Raw genomic sequence first — 18,575 nt, 5'->3', positions numbered from 1 at the left:
TACAACTGTGCTAAAACGGTCTTAATCCCCTGCCCACCGGCACCGCACTCATCCACATCACCACCGCCGCCACAACCAAAATCACGCCACCGGCTAACGCCAGCGTTGTCCATCCCACTTGCCGCCACAATACCGGCGTTTTATTGCCGCTTAATTTTACCGCCAGCGTGCGGAAACTGTGGACCAGCAACGCCAGAGAGGTAATGGTCAGCGAAGTTCCCGCCGCCATCGCCAGCGCCGACGCCATTCCCCAACTAAAGACGCCAATAACTTTACTGAACAGCAGCACCATAATCGCGCCGGAACAGGGGCGCATCCCCATCGACAGAATAATCATCAGCCGCGCGCGCCAGTCATCGCCATTCCTGAGTTGCTCTGGGTTCGGCAGATGCTGATGCCCACAGCCGCAATGTTCGTGGTGAACATGATGCGGCGTAAATGAGATAAATTTCGGCTTGCGCAGCAGCGCGCGAAGCGTCTTTAGCGCCCGCCAGCAAAGCAATATTCCCAGCACGCCGACTAACGCATAACTGCCCTTCTCCAGCCAGAAGCTGCTCAGGTGTAACTGCCTCGCCGGAAGCTGTAATACCGCCAGCACCACAACCACCAGCGCAATGGCCACCAGCCCCTGCAATAACGATGAGGCCAGCGTCAGGCCGATGCTTGATTTCAGCTTTGATGGATGCGTCGCCAGCCATGTGGTAATCACCACTTTTCCATGACCCGGCCCCAGCGCATGGAGTACGCCATACAGAAAGCTAAACAACAGCAGCGAACCGCCCGCCTGCGCCGGATTCGCCGCCACCGCTTTTAATAAGGCGCTCATCTGCTGATTCACTTCCCGCTGCCAGACAATGCTTTTCACCATCACCTGCGGCCAGGCCTGCCATAACCACAGCCCGCCCGCGATGGCCAGCAACAGAAATACCGCCAGCGGCCACAGCGGCAGCCAGCGTCGGGAGCGCGGGCGTTGTTGGGAGATTACTGACATTGCACCGTTACCTTCTGCGCGAACTGTTTACCCAAATCCATATCCTCCGGCGGCGCGTCTTCTTTATCCAGCGACTGCGCAAAACTGAGCGTCTCTTCACTCGGCGTCGGCGTATGTACGCTCATGCTGCATTGTGTGCTTAACGCCTGCGGCAACGAGGCGTCCCGATCGTTGGCGTAGCTCATATCCACATAGTATGTGGGATCGAAGGTCGAGAAAGTATAAGTCTGGCCGCTCAGCGGCTGCGGTTCAGCCAACGGCAGGACAAACGTCAACACCGCCTGGTGCGCTTCCCGTTCCATTCCGTATTCCGTCGGGCGATTTTTAAACTTAACCTTTTGTCCGTTGTGCCACACTTCGGTGAAGTAGTGCTGGCCGAGCACGTTCGCCATCACTTCCGCCGCCAGCTTTTTCCAGATCTCCGAACCGGGCTTCGCGTCTCCCGCGTCATAAAGCAGGTCTGCGGAGGTGATTTCATCCATCGTCCAGCGCATTTTTAGCGCCACAAACCGATCGTTTTCACTCACCAGCTGCGTCTGCAATCGAATAAAGCTATGAGGGTGCGCCTGCGCTGTGAAAGATAAAACAGCGAGAAAGAGTGTTAAAGCGCTGCGTTTAACTAATTGCATCTGTTCCTCACGTTAAAAATTCTGTGATGCTCGCCAGCATTCCTGGCGTAAAGCCCTCTTATAACCATTTCCACGCACAAACTTTAGCTATCCTTATCAAACAAACTAACGGGAGACCAGACAGATGATGCCAACGCTTACTCCGCCGTCTGTACTTTCTGCTCCCCAGCGCCGCTGCCAGGTTTTACTGACGCTTTTCCAGCCGGGGCAAATCGCCACCACGGAAACATTCAGCGCGCTCAATGGCGTCGATGATGAAATTGCCCGTGAGGATATCACCGAAACAGGCCTGGAGATCCAGCGCTATCATCGACTCGCCATCACAACGGGTCAGAACGGACGCTACCGAATCGAGGGGGCTGCGCTCAACCAACGTTTGTGCCTTTTACACTGGCTCAGACGCGGCTTACGCATATGCCCGACCTTCATTACGCAACAGTTTACGCCGGCATTAAAAACCGAGCTTAAACGGAGAGGGATCGCGCGTACGTTGTATGACGATACCAATCTGCATGCGCTGATCAACCTTTGCTCGCGGCGGCTGCAAAAACCGTTTGAATGCCGGGATGTGCAGTTTCTGCGGCTGTTTTTACAATATTGCCTGCTACAGCATCATGCGGGCATCGCACCGGCGTTTAATCCGCTACAGAAACAGTGGGCGCAGTCCTGCGCCGAATACCCGCTCGCGCTGGAGATTGGCCGTCACTGGCAACGCCGCGTCATGCAAAACGCGCCGCCCGACGAAACGCTGTTTATGGCTTTACTGTTTTCCATGATTCGCATCCCCGACCCTATCCACGACAACCATCAGCAGGATCGCCGCCTGCGCCTGGCTGTCGCCCGGCTGGTGTTGCGCTTTCGGGAAATGGGGCAGGTACGCTTCAGCGACGAACAAGGACTTAACGACCAACTCTATGTGCACCTTGCCCAGGCGCTGAGCAGAAGTTTATTCGCCATTGGTATTGATAACACGCTGCCGGAAGAGTTCAGTCGCCTCTACCCTCGGCTGGTGCGCACCACGCGTGACGCCCTCGCCGGGTTTGAAAGCGAATACGGTGTGCGTTTCTCTGATGAAGAGACAGGACTGGTCGCGGTGATTTTTGGCGCATGGCTGATGCAGGAGAACGACCTGCACGAAAAGCAGATCGTGTTACTAACAGGCAATAACGGCGAACTGGAGGCACATATTGAGCAGCAATTACGAGAACTGACGCTCCTGCCGCTCAATATTAAGCATGTGCCGACGCAGGCCTTCCAGAAAGAAGGTTCGCCGCGCGGCGTGGCGCTGATTGTCACCCCGTATGCCACACCGCTGCCGCTCTTTTCGCCGCCGTTGATTCATGCGGACCTGTCGCTTACCGCACACCAACAGCAGCAGATCCGCAAAATACTGGAATCATGATGACGCGGCGACGTTAGGCCGTAAGAAAATAGCAGGCAACGCCACCAATGCCATCACCCAGAATACGCCGTTCCCTAAATGCTGATACAGGAATCCGGCGAATACGGTCATGATGGCGATGCTGCCGCCCATCGCCACGGCAGAATAGACCGCCTGTAGACGAATCACTTCGCTTCCCTGGCGAGCGGCGATATAACGCATCGCGGCCAGATGGCAAACGGTAAAGGTGCCGCAATGCAGAATCTGGATCGCTATCAACCACGGCAGCGCGGTGCTCCAGCCCATTAATCCCCAGCGGATGACACCGCATACGGCGGAGAGCAATAGCAGATCGCGAGCGCTAAAACGGCGGAACAGTTTGTTGCTCAGCGCAAAAATAACCACTTCCGCCACCACGCCCAGCGACCACAAATACCCCACTGCCGAGGCGGAATAGCCCGCCCCCTGCCAGTAAATCGCGCTGAAGCCGTAATAAGCGGCATGCGCGCCTTGCAGCAGGCACACGCAGGCGAGAAAGCGCCAGCTCTGGACGACGAGCGTACGCCAGGCAGGCCAGCCCGCGCTCTCCTGATGACGACTTTCCCCCTGCGGTAATACGCTCGGTCGCAGCAGCATACCTAACAGCATCGAGGCCACCCCAAGCGTCAATAGCCCCAGAATCGCCTGATAATCAAAGAGGCTCACCAGTTTCCCGGTCAACGCCGAGCCGATCACAAACGCAATAGACCCCCACAAACGCACCCGGCCATAGTCCATCGTTAACTGTTTTTGCCAGGTATTGGCCAGCGCATCGGTGAGCGGCACCAGCGGCGAGAAGAAGAGGTTAAAACCGATCATCACCACCATCAGCCACGCAACGTGCGTCCCTGCCCAGAATGCGAGGGCAAACACCAGCGTCAGCAGCGCCAGAAGGCGTAACGCAGAAATCAAGCGGGAAGGATCGCTCACCCGTGGCGCAATCAACAGGCTACCGAGGAAACGCGCCACCAGCCCCGCCCCCAGCAGGAGACCGATGGTTTCCGGCGTCAGTCCCAGGCCTTTAAGCCAGACGCTCCAGAATGGCAGAAAAATACCGTAGCTAAAGAAGTAGGTAAAATAACCGAGCGCCAGCCAGCGCGTGGAGTGCAAAACCATGATTCCCTCCCGTATGGAGGCGATAGTCTGGCGATAAATGCAGGCTGGCGCAAGAGAGCATTAACAGGCGAATAACATCTTTTTTGGCCTAAACAACAGCGATTTGCATCGCGAAATGGCACTGGTCTCCCTGAGCTAAAGCCTGGAGTCCCGGTTGCCCCGGCATGTTGTGGGCATTTACCGGATGCGACTGCGGTTCCAGACACAAGAATGACTCCCCTTGCATTCTGAATAGCATAAGCCAGGGCGTTTGCGATAGAAGCGTGACCTTCATCACATCACGCTGCACAATCGCCCGCCCGCTCCAGCCGGAATACCCTACGTTAAGCCACGCATCCTCGCCATATTGCGCGCCGGAAAAATCCGCCTGCCGGGGAATATCGCTTTGCCATTCCTGCGGCAGATGCTGCTTACCTTCCGGCCAGTAACCGCTGGCGGCAAACTGCACGGTACTGTGACGATCAAAAGCAAAGTACGGGTGGAATCCGCAACCATAAAGCATCGGTCGTTCTCCCCGGTGCGTTATCGTCAGCGAGGCATGAAGCACAGCGGCGTCCAGCTGATAGTGAAGATCTGCGACATAATCATAACCGCACGCCATTTGACGACCTGAACGCAGATGACAGGCGTCCTCATGAACGGCAATCGTATCCCAGCGCCTGAGCCAGCCGTCACCGTGCAGAAAGAAAACGGCATCCTCCTCATGCCGGGGAAGATTCACCACCTCTCCCCGGAACAAAAAACGGTTTTCGGCAACGCGATTAGCGACCGGCAGCATGGGGAACAGGCCGCATTCGCCGGGTTTTACGCCGCATCCTTCACGTAAAACGGCCTGCTGATGTGCTAATGAAAATAAACTCAACAATCTGCCGCCCTGTGGATCAACACGCATCCGCAGATGCGTGTTTTGTAATGTCAGCGTATCGTCCATTACCGTGCGCTTCGCTGTTGAGCTGACGGGCTGGATTTCACATGCCGCGTCGCCAGTTGCTCTTCCAGCGCCTCCAGCGTCACGCCTTTCGTTTCAGGCACATTGCGCAGCACGTAGAAATACCCCATCGCGCAGATAACGCCGTAAAGCAGGAAACTGCCCGCCGCTCCCAGCCCCGCATTAAGCAGCGGGAACGTGTAGGTCAGCAGGAAGCAGGCAATCCAGAGCGCCAGCGTCCCCAGCGACATCGCCAGACCACGGACGCGGTTCGGGAAGATTTCCGACAACAGAACCCAGGTGACAGGCGCCAGCGTCAGGGCGTAAATCGCAATAGCCGCCAGCACCAGCACCAGAACCGGCCAGCCCATAATCCCCATCCCGTAAGCGGCGGCAATCAGTACATAAATCACCGTGAGTCCTGAAGCGCCAAACAGCATCAGTTTTCGGCGACCAATTTTATCGACCAGCGGCAGCGCTGCGAGGGTGAAGACGAGGTTAATGATCCCTGTGGCGACAATGGATTTTAACGTTCCGTTGATATCAAACCCTGCGGAAGCGAAGATCTCCTGCGCATAGTTGAAGATCACATTGATCCCGCACCATTGCTGGAAGACGGCCAGCACCATACCAATGATGACAATCGGTTTAATCTGCGGCTGCAACAGCGTTGACCAGGCCACTTTGTGGTTGTCTTTCAGCAGAGTATGTTCTATTTCCCGCAACGTCTGCCCGGCATACTCCGCTGAGCCAATCCGTTGCAGCATGGCGCGGGCGCGTTCAGGTTTGCCCGCTTTGACCAGCCAGCGCGGTGATTCCGGCACAAAGAACATCAGAACCAGAAACGCCAGCGCAGGCACCAGTTCCGCGCCGAACATCCAGCGCCAGCCCATCTGCCCATTCCAGCTTTCAACAATCGCCTGCCGGGTCGCGTCGGTCGCCACCGGTTCAGCAATCATCAGATTAATGAGCTGGGCCGCCAGTACGCCGATCACGATCGTGAGTTGGTTGACCGCCACAAAACGGCCACGCTTTTCCGCCGGGCTGACTTCCGCGATGTACAGCGGACTAAGGGCGGACGCCAGGCCGATTCCTACGCCGCCAACGATACGGTAAATCACAAACATATCGAAATTGCTGGCGACAGCGGTTCCCCAGGACGATGCGCTGAACAGGATCGCGGCCAGAATCAGCGGCATTTTTCGCCCAAATTTATCAGCGCACCAGCCGGACATCAGTGCGCCAAAGATACAGCCGACCAGCGCTGAACTCATCGCCCAGCCGGACTGCGCGGGATCGGTAATTGAAAAATAGGCTTCGTAGAACGGTTTGGCGCCGCCAATCACCACCCAGTCATAGCCAAACAGCAAGCCGCCGCAGGCGGCAACCAGACAGATAGTCCAGACATAACCGATTCTTAAATGTGTCTGCGTGTTATTCATTATGATTCCTCTTTCAGGGAAACGCAGGGAACAGCAGGTTTCAGGTGGAGTCGCCTCCACCTGTTCAGGGTCTATTGAAATAACGGTACGTTGAGCGCATGGCGCAGCAGCTGCGCCTTGTCATGCGTCGGATTGCGTTGCAGGAGCGCGTTTAGCGCCTGCTGGCACGCCGGGATATCGCCCAGCCCCAGATGGCCCAGCGCGGTAATGAACAGGCAGTGCTGCTGGTGTTTCTCCTGCGCGGGTGTATCCAGCACGACCAGATCCGGTAACGATACGGCGAAGAAATCGACGTCGGGAACCTTGTCACGCTGCGTCTCCACCCATTGCAGGAAACTCTGGAAAAGAAGGTTCGCTTCAGTGCAGTCACCTGACGCTTTCAGCGCCATCCCCTGCCAGAAGAGATAATCCACCGGCTGGTCATTGTAGTAACGTCCCGCGTCCAGCGAGCTGCCTCCGCGAGTCGCGCGGGTGAAATAGCGCTGCGCCTCATCATGATGACCTTGCTGGCGCGCGCAATAGCCCAGCAAATACCAGATGTCATTATCCGTTTGTCCCGGTAAACGCCCCTCGCCGAGATTGTGCGGATAGTGCAACGCCTGCTGAAGCAAAACGGTGGCGTTTTGCAGCTCGCCACGGCGAATAACCTCCAGCGCCTGATGGATCTGATTCAGTAAATATTGCCCGGTGGCTTTGCCCTCCCCGCCTTCCCAGGGGTGAAAAACACGTTCGCGCAACACCCCGGCGGCCGCTTCGTAGCGACCGAGGCTATTCCATACGCTAAGCAATTCCACGGTCAGATCGTCGCGATGGAAAACAATCTCTTTGCTGGCCTCCAGCCGTTGTAAACGCGCCTCGGCTGGCGCTGCCATCAGTTTGTTCAGATAATCCAGCTCAAACAGGAAGCGGGCATTCTTCGGCTCCAGCGCAACCGCCTGAGACAGGTATTTCAGCGCTTTCTGCGCATCGTGCTGTTTGTTCCAGGCGTAAATCCCCAGCAGCCGATGCGCCGGCGCGAAATTCGGTTCCTGCTCCAGCGTAAACTGCCAGCAATTCACCGCCTCTTCATAACAACGCTTGCTGTACCAGAAACAACCCAGCAGATAGCGAGCGAAGGCGCAATCCGACAGCGTTTGCAGCATTTGCACTTCGTCGAGCGTGTTGGGAAAACGAACGCGGTTGTGCAAACAGTCGCGAGCCAGCGCAATAAACGGTTGCGGATCATCACTCAGCGACGCGCGCCACAGCATGGGCAGCGTCTCCTGGCTGTCGAGCAGCGTCAGCACCGCGCGGGCGGCCTCTTTTTGCCCACAAGAGACCAGCCAGCCCGCCAGCTCGCAGGCGTTGGCGCCACGGCGCCCGGTAATGGCGATAAGCGCCTCTTTCGCCGCCTCATCCTGACGGATAGCCCAGCGCGCATAATGCAGGGTGTAACTCAGCGGGTACTCAATAAGCTGCTGTGAAATATACGCCAGCGCTTCGGTTGTGCGCCCGAGTCCGGCCAGAGCCAGTGCTTTCAGCCCCATCGCCAGATTATTGCTGCCATTAAAGCGCAAACTCAGATTCACTTTCTCCAGCGCATCGGCGTAATCATTCCGCTTCATGGCGATTCGCGCCAGCGACCAGAAGGCCGCGTCACGACAGTTGCCGCTCCAGCTGGCTTTGTAGTAGTGCTCACGGGCGAGGTCGTCCTTGCCCTGGCGTTCCAGCGCGGCGGCCAGCAGCATACTCGCTTCCCCATCACGCGGATTTTTATTGAGCTTATGCGCCCGCTGTAAGGCAGACTGCGCACAGCGCTCTGCCTGCGCCCAGTCCGCACGATTCAGCGCCAGCGTGCCCAGCGCGACATTGTTGCGATAGTCATGCGGGTCCACGTCCAGCGCTCGCTGGTAATACTCTTCTGCATAGCGGCTGGCATGGTTGTACTGCTCCAGATGCTGACCAATAAAATAGAGCTCATCAGTACAGGACAGCGCCTCTGGCAGTTCGGGCGCGCAGGCCGCTTTCGGCAACGGCAAGTCCTCCGCGATATGCTCCTCATACGCCAGCAGTGTGACGCCATCACGACGGGCAACGGTCATTTTCACCCGCGCGTGGCCCGCGTCAGAAAGATCGGCGCGCCAGCTTTGACCGGGTTCCAGCGTGAGTGTTTTTTCAAAGAATGGTTGCCCCTGAGCACAAAGCGTTACCTGAACGTCATGTAGCGGCGCAACGGCATAAACGCCGGATGAAAGCTGGTTCCCTTCTCGCTCAAGGCGCAGCGCAAGCTGCGTACTGGCATTTTGCACCATGCCCAGTTCACTGTAGGGCAGGAAATTTTGCACGAAGACTTTCTCTTCATACGGCGCAAGCCAGGTAAAATCAGGCTGGTTGTCGGTGAAGACCCCGGTCATGAGTTCAATGTACGGGCCGTTGTCATCGGTCAGGTTGCGATCCCAGGCCACGCCGAAATCACCGTATCCCCACGTCCACTGTTTTTTACCCGGCGAAATATGGTGGTCGGCCACATGCAGCAGTCCCCCTCGTTCGCCATGATGCCAGGCGCCGACAAAATCATAATCTGACTTTTCAGCCATATAAGAGGTCGGCACCGGCACATTTTTATAACGCGAGATATCCACGCCGGCAGAGTAGTCCACTTTGTAATAAGTACCCGTCGCGATCGGAAAGGCGGAGACATCCCGTTTACCGTGGTCATATACGGCAGTAACGTCCGGCGGGAAGACGCTCTGGTGGTCGTCTCCGCCTTTCACCGCCGGGTTCGCCCACCACAAAAAATGGCGCGGCGTAGCGTTGCCGTTAAAGACTTTTCCGGTGATTTCAATTAATGCCCGATCGGGGTACAGCGTAAATCCGGTCATCACCTGCAAGCCGCGCATAGGTTCCACTTCCCCCATCCACACGGTTTGTTCTCCGTGTTCGCCCTGCTGACAGGTAAAATCCACTGGCATAAATGTGGTTGGACGGTGATGCTGCGGCCAGTTAAATTCAATCCCACCGGAGATCCACGGCCCCAGCAGCCCGACCAGCGCGGGTTTCACCACTTCGTTGTAGTAAACAAAATCACGCTGCTGCACTTTGTCATACGCGCGATGAATACGTCCGCCCAGCTCCGGCAACAGCATGATGCGAATAAAATCATTCTCCATCCAGACTGCCTGATACTCGCGCATTTCACGTTCACCGGTCAGCGTATCGATGACGCCATAAGGATAAACCGCGCCTGAAGACCCCTGATAAACCCGCTTTTCCAGGAACATCGGGTTCGGATCTTCTTCGCCGGTTGTCCACGTAGGGAGTGAGAGTGTTTCCTGCCAGACCTTAACTGAACCGTACATGTCATTCTCCACTAAACAAACAAAAGTAAAATTTCACCTTGCTGCTATTCTGTGGCAGATAACTGGCGTTAAAATACGCAATGCTCACGCAATATAGTTAAGGGAGTTAAGTGTATGCAGCGTACAGGGTTCAATAACGCCCGGGTCAGGCAAGCCAACAAGCAGATCTTTCTGTCGCACCTGTGGCGTGAAAAACAGCTCAGTAAATCCCGGCTGGCGCAGCTCAGCGGCCTGTCGATTCCGGCGGTCAGCAATATTCTGGAGGAGTTGATCGATGAGGGAAGAATTTGCCATTCCCGGGAGACGTTAAGCCAACGAGGGCTGAGTAGCGGCAGCTATCATCTGCCCGAACAGGGAGACTGGACGCTGTGCATGAACGTGACGCCCACCAGCATCACCAGCCAGCTGGCAGATGCGCGTCTGGTCGCCGTGGGCGACTGGCGCCATGCGGAGATCAATGCCGGTTCGCCAAAAGCCTTGCTGACCGCGCTTGCCGCGCACTGGCGGGAATATCGTCAGCGCTATCCCGACGTGACCATCAATCTGGCATTAGGCGTTCACGGTCAGGTCGATCCCATTACCGGGGCGTCAAAAACCATGCCGCAGGCACCGTGGAAAACCCCGGTTGAGATTAAATATTTGCTGGAAGAGATGCTCGGCGTACAGGTGCGGTTAGACAATGACTGCGTGATGCTGGCGCTGGCGGAGAAGTGGCAAAACCCGGCGGCAAACCGCGATTTCTGCGTCATTAACGTCGATTACGGGATTGGTTCCTCCTTTGTCATCAACGACAACATCTGGCGCGGCAGTTTGTATGGCAGCGGTCAGATCGGACATACCATCGTCAACCCGGACGGGGTAGCCTGTGATTGCGGCCGCTATGGCTGTCTGGAAACCGTGTCCTCGCTCAGCGCGCTTAAAAAACAGGCCCGACGGTGGATGAAAACGCAGCCCACGGCGGATTGCGACCCAGAAACTATCACCATCGATCAACTGATTACCGCCTGGCAACAGGGCGATGTCCGCATCCAGGCCTGGGTGGAACACGCCGCCAGCGCGATTGGCCTGAGTTTATATAACTTTCTGAATATCCTTAACATTAACCAAATCTGGATTTATGGCCGCAGTTGCGCCTTTGGCGAAAGCTGGCTGAATACGCTGGTGCAGCAAACGGGGTTTAATCCCTTTGATCATGGCGATAACCCGCAGGCAAGGTCCACCCGGATCGGCTTTGGCACACTCAGTCGTTCGCAACAGTTGATGGGGATCGGCTATCTGTACGTCGAATCACAGCTAAACGCGCTCTGAGTATAAGTCCGACACCCAGCGATGAAAGGAGACTCGCTTGTCGAACGAAAACCACCGGCGCGGTATTAAAATTATTCATATAACCGGGTATCAAAGTCACGCCTGGATTCGCCCGCACGGCGTGACCCGGAAATAAAAAAGGCTTCCCGCAGGAAGCCTTTTTCACGATGCCTGGCGTATCGCTTACGCGTAAACCGGGAAGCGTGCGCAGATGTCCAGCACTTTGCCTTTGATGCGCTCGATAACCGCTTCATCGTTGATGTTGTCCAGCACATCGCACATCCAGCCAGCCAGCTCTTTGGCTTCTGCTTCTTTAAAGCCGCGACGCGTAATGGCCGGAGAACCGATACGGATACCGGAAGTAACAAACGGGCTCTTCGGATCGTTCGGCACGCTGTTTTTGTTAACGGTGATGTTGGCACGACCCAGCGCGGCGTCAGCTTCTTTACCGGTCAGGTTTTTGTCCACCAGATCCAGCAGGAACAGGTGGTTCTCCGTACCGCCGGAAACCACTTTGTAGCCACGGTTCAGGAACACTTCCACCATCGCTTTGGCGTTTTTGGCAACCTGCTGCTGGTAGACTTTGAACTCCGGTTCCATCGCTTCTTTCAGCGCCACCGCTTTACCGGCGATCACATGCATCAGCGGGCCACCCTGAGCACTAGGGAAAACGGCAGAGTTCAGTTTTTTGTACAATTCTTCGTCGCCGCCTTTCGCCAGGATCAGGCCGCCGCGCGGACCCGCCAGGGTTTTGTGCGTGGTGGTGGTCACAACGTGAGCATGCGGAACCGGGTTCGGATAAACGTCTGCGGCGATAAGACCCGCGACGTGCGCCATATCAACAAACAGGTACGCGCCAATGCTGTCGGCAATTTCACGCATTTTTGCCCAGTCAACGACGCCGGAATAAGCAGAGAAGCCGCCGATGATCATCTTCGGTTTGTGAGCCTGAGCCAGCTTCGCCATCTCTTCGTAGTCAATTTTACCGGACTCATCGATGCCGTAAGGCACGATGTTGTACAGTTTACCGGAGAAGTTTACCGGAGAACCGTGAGTCAGGTGGCCACCTTGCGCCAGGTTCATACCCAGAACGGTGTCGCCCGGTTGCAGCAGCGCAGTGTAGACCGCGAAGTTAGCCTGAGAACCAGAGTGCGGCTGGACGTTGGCGTAGTCTGCGCCAAACAGTTCTTTCGCGCGGTCAATCGCCAGTTGCTCAACGACATCCACATATTCGCAACCGCCGTAGTAGCGCTTGCCCGGATATCCTTCAGCGTATTTGTTGGTCAGCTGAGATCCCTGCGCCTGCATCACGCGCGGGCTGGTGTAGTTTTCGGAGGCGATCAGTTCGATGTGCTCTTCCTGACGTACTTTTTCCTGCTCCATAGCCTGCCACAGTTCGGCATCATAATCGGCAATGTTCATTTCACGCTTTAACATCCGCATCTCCTGACTCAGCTAACGATAAATTTTTGGCCTAAAAAGGCAATCCCGTGGGACAACGGCCAACAGTATAACCGAATCATTCTGCGATAACAGGTCTTGACAAAGGATTTTACGCAAACGATTACCTTCATGCTGTACAAGGCTTTGTCGAATGAAGACCTTACGAATTTCAACAGATTTCTTTTCAGGTTTGTGATGCAGATTTTTCACGTTGTAACGTTAAAAACGCAAAGTTACAAAGAACCATTTACAATACAGGGTTATTTTTTATAAGATGTATTTGACATACATCATTAAAGTCTCAGATAAAGGAAGACAGTATGCTTGACGCTCAAACCATCGCCACAGTAAAAGCCACCATTCCCCTGCTGGTTGAAACCGGTCCAAAACTGACCGCCCATTTCTACGATCGCATGTTTACCCACAACCCTGAACTCAAAGAAATTTTTAACATGAGTAACCAGCGAAATGGCGATCAACGTGAAGCGCTGTTTAACGCCATCGCGGCCTATGCCAGCAATATCGAAAACCTGCCTGCGCTGCTGCCTGCGGTAGAAAAAATCGCCCAGAAGCACACCAGTTTCCAGATCAAACCAGAACAGTACAACATCGTTGGCGGCCACCTGCTGGCAACGCTGGACGAAATGTTCAGCCCGGGCCAGGAAGTGCTGGATGCCTGGGGTAAAGCGTATGGCGTTCTGGCCAATGTCTTTATCAATCGCGAAGCGCAAATCTACAGCGAAAACGCCAGCAAGAATGGCGGCTGGGAAGGCACTCGTCCGTTCCGCATCGTCGCGAAAACGCCGCGCAGCGCCCTGATTACCAGCTTTGAATTTGAACCGGTCGATGGCGGCCCGGTCGCAGAATATCATCCGGGTCAATACCTGGGGGTATGGCTGAAACCGGAAGGCTTCCCGCATCAGGAGATCCGTCAGTATTCCCTGACCCGCAAGCCGGATGGTAAAGGTTATCGCATCGCAGTTAAGCGTGAAGATGGCGGTCAGGTTTCCAGCTGGCTGCACAACCACGCAAGCGTCGGCGATATCGTCCACTTAGCCGCTCCGGCTGGTGATTTCTTCATGGATGTCGCAACGGACACGCCTGTTTCCCTGATTTCCGCAGGCGTCGGCCAGACTCCAATGCTGGCTATGCTGGATACGCTGACCAAAGCCAACCACACCGCGCAGGTGAACTGGTTCCACGCGGCGGAAAACGGCGACGTGCATGCGTTCGCAGATGAAGTGAGCGAGCTGGGTAAAACCCTGCCGCGCTTTACCGCACATACCTGGTATCGCGAACCGACAGAAGCCGATCGTGCGAATGGCGCGTTCGACAGCACAGGTCTGATGGATTTAAATAAACTGGAAAGTGCGATCAGCGATCCGGCAATGCAGTTTTATCTGTGCGGTCCGGTCGGCTTTATGCAGTTTGCTGCGAAGCAGCTGACAGGGCTGGGCGTGAAAAGCGAAAACATTCATTACGAATGCTTCGGCCCACATAAAGTGCTGTAATTAAGTCATGCCTGATGGCGCTACGCTTATCAGGCCTACGGGATTTTGTAGGCCGGATAAGGTGTTTACACCGCCATCCGGCAAGCACGACGCGGCTTAAATTGCCGCGTCGTCTTCTTCACCGGTACGAATACGAATCACGCGCGCAACGTCAAAGACGAAAATTTTACCGTCACCGATTTTCCCCGTCTGCGCGGTGCGAATAATGGTGTCAACGCAGGTATCCACGATATCGTCGGTCACCACGATTTCAATTTTCACCTTCGGCAGAAAATCCACCATATATTCCGCGCCACGGTACAGCTCGGTATGGCCTTTCTGACGCCCAAAGCCTTTCACTTCAGTAACCGTCATACCGGTAATGCCTACCTCAGCCAGCGCTTCACGGACGTCGTCCAGCTTGAAGGGTTTAATAATCGCATCAATCTTTTTCATGCTATTCCTTGAAAAGGTCGCCTGTCTTTTAATCTGATAAACGTAACATAATTCACGCTACTTTACGGCATGAAAACTACTCTTTGAAATCGTTTGCATCTAACTCATGGCGCGAGAGCAGCTTATAAAATTCCGTCCGGTTACGCCCTGCCATTCTCGCCGCATGGGTGACATTCCCTTTGGTGATTTGCAGCAGTTTACGCAAGTAGTTAAGCTCAAACTGATTACGCGCCTCAACAAACGTCGGCAGCGCCGTATTTTCGCCTTCCAGCGCCTGCTCCACCAGCGCGTCGCTGATGACCGGCGAGGAAGTTAACGCCACGCACTGCTCAATAACGTTCACCAACTGACGCACGTTTCCCGGCCAGCTTGCGGTCATCAGACGCTTCATCGCATCCGTTGAAAACGCCCGCACAAACGGTTTATGCCGCTCTGCTGACTGGCGCAGAAGATGATTCGCCAGCAGCGGAATATCTTCCGTACGCTCCGCCAGCGTCGGGATCTTCAGACTCACCACGTTCAGACGGTAATATAAGTCTTCGCGAAATTCACCCCGTGCCATCGCCTTAGGCAGATCGCGGTGCGTTGCGGAGATAATGCGCACATCAATATCGATATCGCGATTGCTGCCAAGCGGTCTGACTTTGCGCTCTTGCAGAACGCGCAGCAGCTTAACCTGTAACGGCGCGGGCATATCGCCGATTTCGTCAAGAAACAGCGTGCCGCCTTCCGCCGCCTGAAATAACCCTTCACGGTTGCTGACCGCGCCGGTAAACGCCCCGCGCGCGTGGCCAAATAGTTCGGACTCCAGTAGCTGTTCCGGCAGCGCGCCGCAGTTAATGGCGATGAAAGGTTTACTGCTGCGCGGGCTGGCGTTATGGATAGCCTGCGCGAAAATCTCTTTCCCGGTGCCGCTTTGCCCGTTAATCAGCACGCTGACATCCGATTGCGCCACCATCCACGCCTGTTCCAGCAGGCGTATCATCAACGGACTGCGCGTAACGATTGATTCGCGCCAGCTGTCGTCCATTGCTGGCGCCGATTGTTCAAGCGCGTCATCAATGGCCTGATACAGCGCATCTTTATCGACCGGTTTGGTCAGAAAGCTAAACACGCCTTTTTGCGTCGCCGCCACCGCATCAGGAATGGAGCCGTGTGCGGTCAAAATGATGACGGGCATGCCAGGCTGGACTTTCTGGATTTCCGTGAACAGCTGCATGCCATCCATTTCATCCATCCGCAGATCGCTAATGACCAGATCCACTTTCTCGCGATTCAGTACGCGCAGCCCTTCCTGACCGCTTTCCGCCGTCACGACGCTGTAGCCTTCGCTGGTCAGGCGCATCCCCAGCAGTTTCAACAGCCCCGGGTCATCGTCCACGAGCAGCAGATGTGCCGGTTTGCGGCTTATCATGGCGTTACCTCATCTTGTGGCAGTGTGGAAGATGCGCCGTCATCAGGCGCTGCGGGTTTATCATTTCCGTGTGTCGCGTCAGGATTGTAGTTGCCTGCGGGTTTGCGCGTGGAGAGCTGGCGCTCAATATCAGTCAGATTCTCCAGCTTACGCGTCGTGAGATCGAGCTGCGCCTGTAAGTGCTGATGCTGCTGACGCAACGTATCAAGCTCGCTATCCGACGCTTGCTGGAGTTTACTGTAACGCTGGCGCTCTTCGGCAAGCTGTAACTGTAGCGCCTGACCGTCGCGCCAGAGCTGATAAAGCGGGCGCACCTGAGCGGGAATTTGCGCGCTTAGCGCATCGAGGCGAGTGACCATATCGCGCCGTTCAAGGGGCGTAATTTTAGCATCCGCCAGCAGAATCCCGCGTTTGAACGTGTTCTGCCAGCTGCCATCTTCCAGCGCCCGCGCTTCATTGCGTGACTGAACGGGCAACAGGCGATCGGCACAATCAATCGCCCGCTGCCAGTAAAGCGGATTGTTATCCGTCGATGGTCCTTTGAGTAACCAGATATCCGTACAGTCGGTAGAGAGATAATCCGCCAGCTGATACGGTGGAATTTTTTCCTGCGACGCATCATTTACGACATGCTTCGCGGCATGTGGCGCGCACCCCATCAGCACCAGGCAAGGCACACTCGCTAACCATCCTCTTCGGGGAAATAATCGCTTCAGAACTCGAACAAAAACGTGTGGCATACTCACCAGGCTTAGCTTCATTTTTAGTGGTTTTTCGATGCAGATAGCGGCAGTTCGATACGGAAGCAAACTTCTTGCGCATTCTCATCGACCAGATACAGTTCCCCCTGCATACGACGGATGCAGTCCCTGGCGATACTTAACCCTAATCCGCTCCCCTTCACCGCACCTTTACGCTGATGGCTTCCCTGGAAAAAGGGTTCAAAAATCATGGCTCTTTCCGCTTCCGGGATCGGCGTGCCCGTATTGATCACATCAATGTGCGCCTTTGAACCATATACATTGCTGCGAATACAAATGTTACCGGATTCAGCGCCATAGTGCACCGCATTGGAATAAAGATTGTCCAGCACGCTCATTAATAGCATCGGCTCGGCCAGACAGCTGTCGATAGCCAGCCTGACCTCGGTATGCATCATTTTAGCGCGCGCAGGCAAACTGTGAGCGGAAACCACCATATCCACCAGCGGTTCAAGCTCCACGGTTTCCATCTCAATCGCGCTGTCCGCCAGTTTCCTGTTGTAATCAAGCAGTTGCTCAATCAACTTCTGTAAGTTGCGGCTGCTATCGTCCAGAATGCCGACGACCTCTTTTTGCTCCGGCGTCAACGGCCCCACGACCTGATCGGCCAGTAGCTCTGTCCCTTCGCGCATACTGGCCAGCGGCGTTTTCAGCTCATGCGACAGGTGACGTAAAAACTGATGCCGTTGGGATTCCAGCCAGGACAGACGTTCACTCAACCAGATAATGCGCTGCCCCACCGAACGCAGCTCGCGCGGCCCGGTAAACGACACGGTATTCCCCAGAGAGCGCCCTTCTCCCAGCCGGTTAATCATCCGTTCTATCCCTTTCACCGGCCCAATGATCATCCTTGTAAAAAGCAGCACCATCGCCAGACTGACCAGAAACAGCACCAGCGCCTGCCAGCCAAAGAATTGTCCGCGCTCTGCGATTTCCTGCTGTAACTGCTGCCCGCGCGAGAACACCACCGTGCGCGTTGCCTGCACCATTTCCGTATTGGCGTTGGCAAAAGCCTCCAGCCGCGCGGCGGCGGTAGCGTCAGGGCCGCTATTTTTACACTGTAATTGTGCAAGGCCGTTCAGATCATCGCGTAGCGCCTGGTAAAGTTTAGCGTCCGGCAATACTCCCGCATGTGCGTCCAGCATTTCGCTGTAGCGTTTTCGCTGGCTCTGATACACCTTCGCCAGCGTACGGTCGTCGAGCACGCAATATTGCCGGTAGCTGCGCTCCATCTCCAGCGCCACGTTGGTCATCGCTTCGCTGCGCCGGGCATCTATCAGCGTGGTGCGGTTAGTCTGCGCCGCCTGGGCGCTGAGCGCGTTGAGACTTTGCCAGGCCTGCCAGGCCAGTACCAACAAAGGCAACAGAATCAGCAGAAATGCCAGCATAACCAGTTGTCGCAAGGACCGGGGGAAAACAGACCAGCGCTTCAAGGCGTTACTCTCATCGGATAAGGATACAAGGATGCTAACCGAGGGGAACATCAGATACAACAAAGCCGGGATTAACCCGGCTTTGTTATGGAATAAGGCGGTGCCTAACTCGACGTTTCGCCCGGTGGTTGATAAAGCGACGCTATTATCAGAAGTTGGACGGCAGGCACCTTGTTGTGCGTCATTCGAAGTTTATGTAGCGCTTCCCGAAGGGGCTGACATAAGAAGGTGAATGAGCCACTGGTTACTATTATGCAGTAAGTGTGCCAATTTTAAAAACAAATAATTAACATTATGATTTTATTTGGTTTTATAGAGAAATCATCACCGTTACAAAACGAACAAAATTTCAGCAAGGTGTCGCCATTCAGAGACACCTAAAAACAAACCTTACGCTATCTTTGTA

Annotated in this window: 14 protein-coding genes; 3 read left to right on the top strand and 11 right to left on the bottom strand. The window is 55.3% G+C overall.

All coding sequences use genetic code 11. From position 1 onward, the window contains the following. Positions 1 to 10: 10 nt before the first annotated feature. Together OGV82_RS08715 and OGV82_RS08710 are read right to left on the bottom strand one after the other, a co-directional pair. Complete coding sequence (locus OGV82_RS08715) at positions 11 to 991, bottom strand: nickel/cobalt transporter (protein WP_047461995.1); 981 nt, start codon at positions 989 to 991, stop codon at positions 11 to 13. Further along, on the bottom strand, positions 982 to 1,620 hold the full coding sequence (locus OGV82_RS08710; RefSeq protein ID WP_047461991.1) for a DUF1007 family protein: 639 nt from the start codon (positions 1,618 to 1,620) through the stop codon (positions 982 to 984). The genes OGV82_RS08715 and OGV82_RS08710 overlap by 10 nt, the downstream gene beginning before the upstream one ends. A 124-nt stretch (positions 1,621 to 1,744) precedes the next feature. On the opposite strand from OGV82_RS08710, the gene csiE reads away from it, so the two are divergent. Next, on the top strand, positions 1,745 to 3,022 hold the full coding sequence (gene csiE / locus OGV82_RS08705) for a stationary phase inducible protein CsiE (RefSeq protein ID WP_047461988.1): 1,278 nt from the start codon (positions 1,745 to 1,747) through the stop codon (positions 3,020 to 3,022). Here csiE and OGV82_RS08700 read toward each other — a convergent pair. From OGV82_RS08700 to OGV82_RS08685, 4 genes are all read right to left on the bottom strand, one after another. Continuing rightward, positions 3,017 to 4,156 (bottom strand): 3-phenylpropionate MFS transporter, encoded by a 1,140-nt coding sequence (locus OGV82_RS08700; RefSeq protein WP_047461985.1) that lies wholly within the window; start codon positions 4,154 to 4,156, stop codon positions 3,017 to 3,019. The two genes, csiE and OGV82_RS08700, sit on opposite strands and share 6 nt — an antisense overlap. 88 nt (positions 4,157 to 4,244) lie before the next feature. Beyond that, positions 4,245 to 5,087 (bottom strand): aldose 1-epimerase, encoded by an 843-nt coding sequence (locus OGV82_RS08695; RefSeq protein WP_047461983.1) that lies wholly within the window; start codon positions 5,085 to 5,087, stop codon positions 4,245 to 4,247. Beyond that, positions 5,087 to 6,526, bottom strand: a complete 1,440-nt coding sequence (locus OGV82_RS08690) for a sugar porter family MFS transporter (protein ID WP_012131236.1) — start codon at positions 6,524 to 6,526, stop codon at positions 5,087 to 5,089. The genes OGV82_RS08695 and OGV82_RS08690 overlap by 1 nt, the downstream gene beginning before the upstream one ends. A gap of 71 nt (positions 6,527 to 6,597) precedes the next feature. Then, positions 6,598 to 9,864, bottom strand: a complete 3,267-nt coding sequence (locus OGV82_RS08685; protein WP_047461980.1) for a DUF5107 domain-containing protein — start codon at positions 9,862 to 9,864, stop codon at positions 6,598 to 6,600. A 114-nt stretch (positions 9,865 to 9,978) separates the two neighbouring features. Between OGV82_RS08685 and OGV82_RS08680 the strand changes: the two genes are divergently transcribed. Further along, entirely contained in the window at positions 9,979 to 11,172 is a 1,194-nt protein-coding gene (locus tag OGV82_RS08680; RefSeq protein WP_286462705.1) for an ROK family transcriptional regulator, read from the top strand. A gap of 183 nt (positions 11,173 to 11,355) precedes the next feature. Here the strand turns inward: OGV82_RS08680 and glyA are convergent, their stop codons facing one another. Then, complete coding sequence (glyA, locus tag OGV82_RS08675; protein WP_047461974.1) at positions 11,356 to 12,609, bottom strand: serine hydroxymethyltransferase; 1,254 nt, start codon at positions 12,607 to 12,609, stop codon at positions 11,356 to 11,358. 326 nt (positions 12,610 to 12,935) lie between these two features. Here glyA and hmpA point away from each other — a divergent pair, with 326 nt between their 5' ends. Further along, positions 12,936 to 14,126, top strand: coding sequence for an NO-inducible flavohemoprotein (gene hmpA, locus OGV82_RS08670; RefSeq protein ID WP_012131231.1), 1,191 nt, complete (start codon positions 12,936 to 12,938; stop codon positions 14,124 to 14,126). 96 nt (positions 14,127 to 14,222) lie between these two features. On the opposite strand, the gene glnB is transcribed toward hmpA, so the two are convergent. The 4 genes from glnB to qseE all read right to left on the bottom strand — a co-directional run bounded on the left by glnB (position 14,223) and on the right by qseE (position 18,169). Further along, positions 14,223 to 14,561, bottom strand: coding sequence for a nitrogen regulatory protein P-II (gene glnB / locus OGV82_RS08665; RefSeq protein ID WP_002914032.1), 339 nt, complete (start codon positions 14,559 to 14,561; stop codon positions 14,223 to 14,225). A 76-nt stretch (positions 14,562 to 14,637) separates the two neighbouring features. Further along, on the bottom strand, positions 14,638 to 15,972 hold the full coding sequence (glrR, locus tag OGV82_RS08660; protein WP_308385615.1) for a two-component system response regulator GlrR: 1,335 nt from the start codon (positions 15,970 to 15,972) through the stop codon (positions 14,638 to 14,640). Beyond that, positions 15,972 to 16,715, bottom strand: coding sequence for a two-component system QseEF-associated lipoprotein QseG (qseG, locus tag OGV82_RS08655; RefSeq protein WP_047461968.1), 744 nt, complete (start codon positions 16,713 to 16,715; stop codon positions 15,972 to 15,974). Before qseG ends, glrR begins: the two co-directional genes overlap by 1 nt. 23 nt (positions 16,716 to 16,738) lie before the next feature. Beyond that, positions 16,739 to 18,169 (bottom strand): two component system sensor histidine kinase QseE/GlrK, encoded by a 1,431-nt coding sequence (qseE, locus tag OGV82_RS08650; protein ID WP_047461964.1) that lies wholly within the window; start codon positions 18,167 to 18,169, stop codon positions 16,739 to 16,741. Positions 18,170 to 18,575 lie beyond the last annotated feature (406 nt).

The organism is Citrobacter sp. CK191 (assembly GCF_030333435.1).
GTDB lineage: Bacteria > Pseudomonadota > Gammaproteobacteria > Enterobacterales > Enterobacteriaceae > Citrobacter_B > Citrobacter_B koseri.
Note: the sequence above shows the minus strand (reverse complement) of the source record. Positions and strands in the feature narration are given on the sequence as shown.

Coding starts and splice junctions, on each gene's coding strand:
- OGV82_RS08715 (WP_047461995.1), bottom strand. CDS start 991: ATGTCAGTAATCTCCCAACAACGCCCGCGCTCCCGACGCTGGCTGCCG.
- OGV82_RS08710 (WP_047461991.1), bottom strand. CDS start 1,620: ATGCAATTAGTTAAACGCAGCGCTTTAACACTCTTTCTCGCTGTTTTA.
- csiE (WP_047461988.1), top strand. CDS start 1,745: ATGATGCCAACGCTTACTCCGCCGTCTGTACTTTCTGCTCCCCAGCGC.
- OGV82_RS08700 (WP_047461985.1), bottom strand. CDS start 4,156: ATGGTTTTGCACTCCACGCGCTGGCTGGCGCTCGGTTATTTTACCTAC.
- OGV82_RS08695 (WP_047461983.1), bottom strand. CDS start 5,087: ATGGACGATACGCTGACATTACAAAACACGCATCTGCGGATGCGTGTT.
- OGV82_RS08690 (WP_012131236.1), bottom strand. CDS start 6,526: ATGAATAACACGCAGACACATTTAAGAATCGGTTATGTCTGGACTATC.
- OGV82_RS08685 (WP_047461980.1), bottom strand. CDS start 9,864: ATGTACGGTTCAGTTAAGGTCTGGCAGGAAACACTCTCACTCCCTACG.
- OGV82_RS08680 (WP_286462705.1), top strand. CDS start 9,979: ATGCAGCGTACAGGGTTCAATAACGCCCGGGTCAGGCAAGCCAACAAG.
- glyA (WP_047461974.1), bottom strand. CDS start 12,609: ATGTTAAAGCGTGAAATGAACATTGCCGATTATGATGCCGAACTGTGG.
- hmpA (WP_012131231.1), top strand. CDS start 12,936: ATGCTTGACGCTCAAACCATCGCCACAGTAAAAGCCACCATTCCCCTG.
- glnB (WP_002914032.1), bottom strand. CDS start 14,561: ATGAAAAAGATTGATGCGATTATTAAACCCTTCAAGCTGGACGACGTC.
- qseG (WP_047461968.1), bottom strand. CDS start 16,715: ATGCCACACGTTTTTGTTCGAGTTCTGAAGCGATTATTTCCCCGAAGA.